Source organism: Colwellia piezophila ATCC BAA-637 (assembly GCF_000378625.1).
Lineage (GTDB): Bacteria > Pseudomonadota > Gammaproteobacteria > Enterobacterales > Alteromonadaceae > Colwellia > Colwellia piezophila.
The window spans coordinates 22,530-28,651 of the sequence record NZ_KB905177.1 but is presented as its reverse complement, the minus strand read 5'-3'; the positions used below and the strand labels follow the sequence as shown (position 1 = coordinate 28,651).

4 protein-coding genes are annotated in these 6,122 nt (G+C 40.4%); 1 reads left to right on the top strand and 3 read right to left on the bottom strand.

Going from position 1 to position 6,122, the window contains the following annotated elements:
* Window positions 1-321 precede the first annotated feature (321 nt).
* A complete protein-coding gene (locus F580_RS0121920; RefSeq protein ID WP_019029910.1) occupies window positions 322-2,181 on the top strand; it encodes a M2 family metallopeptidase in 1,860 nt (619 codons plus the stop codon).
* 285 nt (window positions 2,182-2,466) lie between these two features.
* Here F580_RS0121920 and F580_RS0121915 read toward each other — a convergent pair whose 3' ends face one another.
* From F580_RS0121915 to F580_RS0121905, 3 genes are all read right to left on the bottom strand, one after another.
* Window positions 2,467-3,744, bottom strand: coding sequence for a dihydrolipoyllysine-residue acetyltransferase (locus F580_RS0121915; protein WP_019029909.1), 1,278 nt, complete (start codon window positions 3,742-3,744; stop codon window positions 2,467-2,469).
* A 30-nt stretch (window positions 3,745-3,774) separates the two neighbouring features.
* Window positions 3,775-4,752: an alpha-ketoacid dehydrogenase subunit beta gene (locus tag F580_RS0121910; protein ID WP_019029908.1), complete on the bottom strand. Its 978-nt coding sequence runs from the start codon at window positions 4,750-4,752 to the stop codon at window positions 3,775-3,777.
* A gap of 91 nt (window positions 4,753-4,843) precedes the next feature.
* The gene (locus F580_RS0121905) at window positions 4,844-6,025 is read right to left on the bottom strand and encodes a thiamine pyrophosphate-dependent dehydrogenase E1 component subunit alpha (RefSeq protein ID WP_019029907.1); all 1,182 of its coding nucleotides are present in this window, start codon (window positions 6,023-6,025) and stop codon (window positions 4,844-4,846) included.
* Window positions 6,026-6,122 lie beyond the last annotated feature (97 nt).

Below are 6,122 nucleotides of genomic sequence, written 5' to 3'. Positions count from 1 at the left end.
AGCCATACAGTAAATCACAGGGTAAACGTTTATTATTATTTCAGTTTCAACAAGACAGTGAATTTATAAATTTGCTGTTTTGGTTACTCCCTTATTTTTTGTTTTTTTTATATTGTTTTATCTCAACCCAGTTTCATGTTGTATTTGGCTCATTCCTTTGAATGAGCTTTTTTTTTGCCGTCAATTCTCCCTGTAATCAATTCTCCCTGGAATAGTAGCTTTACTCACTTAACTAACTATTTCGCTTATAAATGTTGTATCAAGAGCACAATTTTATATACTAGCCGCACCTAATATCTTATCTTTATAACGATTATAAAAATGAAACAGATTAAAAAAACATTTAAGTTTACCTGTCTTGCTTTAGTTGTTGCCGCCTCTTTAACCGCGTGTAACGACGGACCAAGTCAACAAGCCCCTGCAGATAAAGCGACATCGATAAGTGCACAAACCACGTTAACCTCAGTAGATGCACAACAATTCTTAGATAATGTTGCCAAAGAAATGGTAAAAATTAATCTAGAAGGCTCTCGTGCGGCTTGGATTTATGCTAATTTCATTACCGAAGATACCGCAGCATTAGCCGCTGATGCAGATCAAAAGTCGACCGATGCCGGTGTTAGATACGCAATGCAAGCAGCAACATTTGATAACGTCGAAGTTAACGCGATACAACGCCGCCAGTTAAACATCCTAAAACAAAGCTTAGTTATGCCTGCGCCACAAGATCCAGAAAAATCTGCTGAACTGGCACAAATTGGTGCTCAACTTGGCAGTATCTACAGCAAAGGTAGCTATACCACTAAAGCAGGTGAAAAACTTAGCTTAGGTGATATGACCTCTACCATGGCTAATTCTCGTGATTATGATGAGTTACTTGAAATGTGGCAAGGTTGGCGCGAAATCAGTCCTGAAATGAAACCTCTTTATGCTCGCCAAGCAGAGCTTGCCAATGAAGGGGCTAAAGGTTTGGGTTATAAAGATTTAGGCGCAATGTGGCGTTCAAACTATGATATGCCTGCAGATGATTTTGCTAAAGAGCTAGACCGTTTATGGGGCCAAGTTAAACCTTTATACGATGACTTACATTGTTATGTAAGAACTGAATTAGGTGAAACTTACGGTACCGATAAAGTTGCCCAAGACAAACCTATCCCTGCACATTTGCTCGGTAATATGTGGGCACAATCTTGGGGTAACATCTATGATCTAGTCGCTCCTGAAGATGCAGATCCAGGTTATGACGTCACCAAGCAATTAGCAGCTCATAATTATGATGAAATTGACATGGTTCGTGGTGCAGAGAAATTTTTCACTTCCCTTGGTTTTGACGCTTTACCAGAAACGTTTTATAGCCGTTCATTATTTACTAAGCCGGCCGACAGAGATGTAACTTGTCACGCCAGCGCATGGGATCTTGATGCTAAAGATGATATCCGTATCAAAATGTGTATCCAAAAAACGGGTGAAGAATTTAACGTAATTCATCATGAATTAGGACATAATTTCTATCAAAGAGCTTATAAAGACCAACCTGTATTTTTCCAAAATAGTGCTAATGACGGTTTCCATGAAGCTATTGGTGATACGATTGCCTTATCTGTAACACCTAAATACTTGAAAGAGATTGGTTTAATTGACAGCATTCCGGATGAGTCCAAAGATATTGGCTTATTAATGAAGCAAGCCCTTGATAAGATTGCTTTCATACCCTTTGGTTTGATGGTTGACCAATGGCGTTGGAAAGTTTACTCAGGTGAAATCACTCCTGAAAACTACAATACTTCATGGTGGGAATTACGTGAGAAATACCAAGGTGTAGCTGCGCCTATCGACCGCGATGCCGATGCATTTGATCCTGGTGCTAAGTACCATGTACCCGGTGGTGTTCCGTATAGCCGATACTTCTTAGCACACATTCAACAATTTGAATTTCATCGTGCCTTATGTGAAATATCAGGTAATACTGACCCCATTCACCGTTGTTCTATTTACAACTCAAAAGAAGCTGGTGCAGCACTTAATACCATGCTAGAAATGGGTTCAAGCCAACCATGGCAGCAAGCTTACAAAGTTGTTACTGGCAGTGAACAAATGGATGCCAGTGCAATTTTAGATTACTTCGCACCATTACATGTTTGGTTAAAAAACAAAAACCAAGGTAAACAATGTGGTTTTTAATGATTAAGTATTAAAAGATTAATTGTTGACTAATAGCTACTGATTAACCTTGTTCATCTACACAAGGTTAATCTAAGCAAAGTAGTCTAAAAATCAAACACTAAAAAGCCCCGTTATCTAACGATAACAGGGCTTTTTTATATGTTTGCGTGGTTGTACTGACTCAGACCACTTAGCGAGAATTAAAAGGCTTAGAGGCAAGGCATTGATTGCAGCTAATGGTTATTCCCTTAGCAAAATTAATAACGCTGCATATAGGCTTTTTAAACTCGCTTTCTCCATATGCTAGCTCATGTGTACTAACATATGACTAGGTTTTTCTAGGAATGATTTCCATAGGTTACAAAAGCGAGCAATTGTGCCGCCATCAATAACGCGATGATCGCCAGACCAGCTCACTTGCATAATACTGCGGGCTTCTACCTCACCTTGGTCATTATAGCGGGGTAATTTTTGCAATTTACCCAAGGCCACTATAGCCACTTCAGGCTTATTGATAATAGGCGTCGCTACTGTGCCACCTATGGCGCCAATATTTGAAATGGTTATAGTGCCACCTTTCAAATCTTCACTGGCGACACGGCCACTACGAGCATCATTAGTTAAACGCATAATATCATTTGCTAACTCTAAAATTGACTTAGTTTGCACATACTTAATATTAGGAACAAGTAAACCAACTTTAGAATCTACCGCCATACCAATATTGTGATCATCAAAGTAAGTAAGCTCAGTGCAGTCTTCATTTACCTTTGAGTTAACCAATGGATACTCTTTAATCGCTAATGACATCGCTTTCATAAAAAATGGCATCATGGTTAACTTTATATCTTGCTTGGCATAAACTTCTTTTAACTCACCACGTAAAGCAATCAGCTCCGTTAAATCAATTTCTTCACAGTAAGTAAAGTGCGGAATAGTACTGACACTATTTTGCATCGCTGTTGCCATGATCTTTTTAATACCACGGATTGGCTCTACCCTTGTACCGCCAATCAAAGTACCTTGCACTGTTCCTGTGCTGATAGCGCACGAGCCCTGTTGACTGTGGGCAACTACGTCATCTTTATAAACACGACCTTTTTTACCACTGCCCGCAACTTGATGAATATTAATATCAAGTTCACGCGCTACACGTCTGACTGCTGGGCTTGCTAATGCTTTACCGTTTTCAGTCGTGTGACTACTATTTACAACAGGCGCACTAACGACTGTAGCAGTTGCTACTGCGGTGTTATCAGCAGAGGCTGTGCTATCAGCTTGTGTGCCCACTTCAGGCTTAGACTCAATTTCAGCGTCAACAGTATCATTAGTACTGGTGTCACCTTCTGGGGTCATAGAAAAAAGAGGTGAGTGTACTTTGGCAATTTCACCTTGCTTATAATAAAGCTTATCGATTACGCCTGAATGCATTGCTGGAATTTGCACTAAGGCTTTATCTGTCATCACATCAGCAATAGGTTGGTCTTCAACAATGACCTCACCTTCTTTAACTAACCATTCGACAAGTTCACACTCAACGATACCTTCACCAATATCAGGTAATATAAAATCAATACTCATGTTCGTCTTCCTGTTAATCGCTTGTTATCGTTAAAAGTTAACGGTCTTTTTAATGGCTTCATACACTTTTAAGTGATCGCTAACATATTCTTTTTCTAACGCTAAAGGATATGGAGTATCTAAACCACAAACGCGTGCAATGGGTGACTCTAAGTGTAAGAAACATTCACTTTGAATAGTGGCGGCAATTTCACTGGCAAAACCTGCTGTTAACGGCGCTTCCTGGCTAATCAGTAAACGGCCGGTTTTCATCACTGAGTGACTAATCGTTTCTATATCCCAAGGCAAAATAGTCCGTAAATCAATAACCTCGCAAGAAATACCTTCATTGCTAGCCATTTTCGCCGCTTTTTCTATGATTTCCATCTGTGCACCCCACGCGAGTAAGGTGATATCGGTACCCGTTTCTACTACTTCTGCTTTACCTAATGGTAACTGGTAATCTTCTTCAGGTACTTCGCCAACAGAGGCACGATATAAACGCTTAGGCTCAAAAAACACCACCGGATTATCATCACGAATCGAGGCGAGCAATAAGCCTTTAGCTTGGTAAGGGTTACGAGGAATAACGACTTTTAAACCCGGAGTATGTGCAAAATAGGCCTCTGGCGATTGACTATGGTACAAACCACCCGCGATACCTCCGCCGTAAGGAGTACGAATAGTCAGTTTACCGACATTGAATTCATTACCGGTACGGTAGCGAAATTTAGCCGCTTCATTGACGATTTGATCAAAAGCGGGAAAGATATAATCAGCAAATTGTATCTCTGCAATAGCCACACTACCTTGGGCAGCTAAACCATTAGCAAAACCAATAATACCTTGCTCTACAAGCGGGCTATTAAAACAACGCGCTTTACCATATTTTTCTTGTAAACCACTGGTAGCACGAAATACGCCACCAAAATGACCAACATCTTCACCAAAACATACTGTGCGTTCATTGTCAGCCATGGCAATATCTAGTGCACTATTAATAGCGTGTAATAAATTAATTTTCGCCATGATTAAAATTTCCCTGCAGCTGTAGTTGGATAGGCTTCATGAAGGTCAGTGTTGATAGCACACACATTATCAATATAGATTTTCGCCATGATTAAAATTTTCCTGCTGTGAACGGATAGGCTTCTGGGTATTTTTTGACGTGAGCTTTGACTTCATCTAACTGCGCTTGTAACTGCGCTGATGGCACATCATAAACGTCGGTTATCATGGTATCTATATGAGGTTTATCTATCACTTCGGCAACTTTTACAGCTGCTAGCACTTCTTCTCGATACTTCTCTAACAAAGCCGTTTCTTGTGCTTCATCCCACCAATTTTGCTTCAGCATCCAGTTTTTCATACGCAAGATAGGATCATGTCTCTGCCATTTAGCTTCTTCTTCTTTAGTACGATAACCGGATGGATCATCAGAGGTAGAGTGTGCACCAAGACGATAAGACATGGCTTCAATTAACACCGGTTTGCTTTCTTTAACGGCATAAGCGCGAGCAATTTGTGTGGCTTTTAGTACAGCAAGGATATCGTTACCATCAATACGAATGGTTTTAATACCATAGCCAACACCACGTGAAGCAATGCCGTTACCTCTAAACTGCTCTTCGGCAGGAGTCGAAATAGCATAACCATTGTTTCGACAGAAAAAGATAACTGGCGCCTCTTGTACTGCCGCCATATTTAAACCGGCATGGAAGTCACCTTCTGATGCAGCGCCTTCGCCAAAGTAGCAAATAGTTACCGCATCAAGACCTTGTAATTTTTGCCCATAAGCATAACCGGTCGCTTGTGGAATTTGCGTGGCTAGCGTTGATGACACCGTCATGCAATTTAGCTCTTTTGAACCATAATGGATTGGCATTTGACGACCCTTACCCAGATCGTCAGCATTACTAAACAATTGGTTCATAAAGTTCTTCAGGCTAAAGCCACGAAACATTAATGCACCTTGTTCACGGTATTGCATCATGATCATATCTTGTGGTTTTAATGCTGCTGCACCACCCACACTGGTAGCTTCTTCACCCAAAGCGGTCATATAAAAACTCAAACGCCCCTGGCGCTGTGATGACACCATGCGTTCATCAAATACGCGATGAAAAGTAAGGGTCTTATAAATTTTTGTCGCTAATGTTTGGTCTATATCGGGTAAATCAGCATTGGGATAGGTTGTACCGTCTTGGTCTAAAATTCTTAATTCAGGAATTTCAACACTGTGGCCATCGATAAAAGTAGGTTGATGTACAACAGGTCCATCATTGTAAAGTTCGGTGCTCATAATTTTCTCTTCTTTTTCCTCTAACGCGCAAGGTATTGCGGTTAAAGTCTGCGAAAGTGTGTATACCGATCTGATCATGTTAGAAAATAAAATCAAA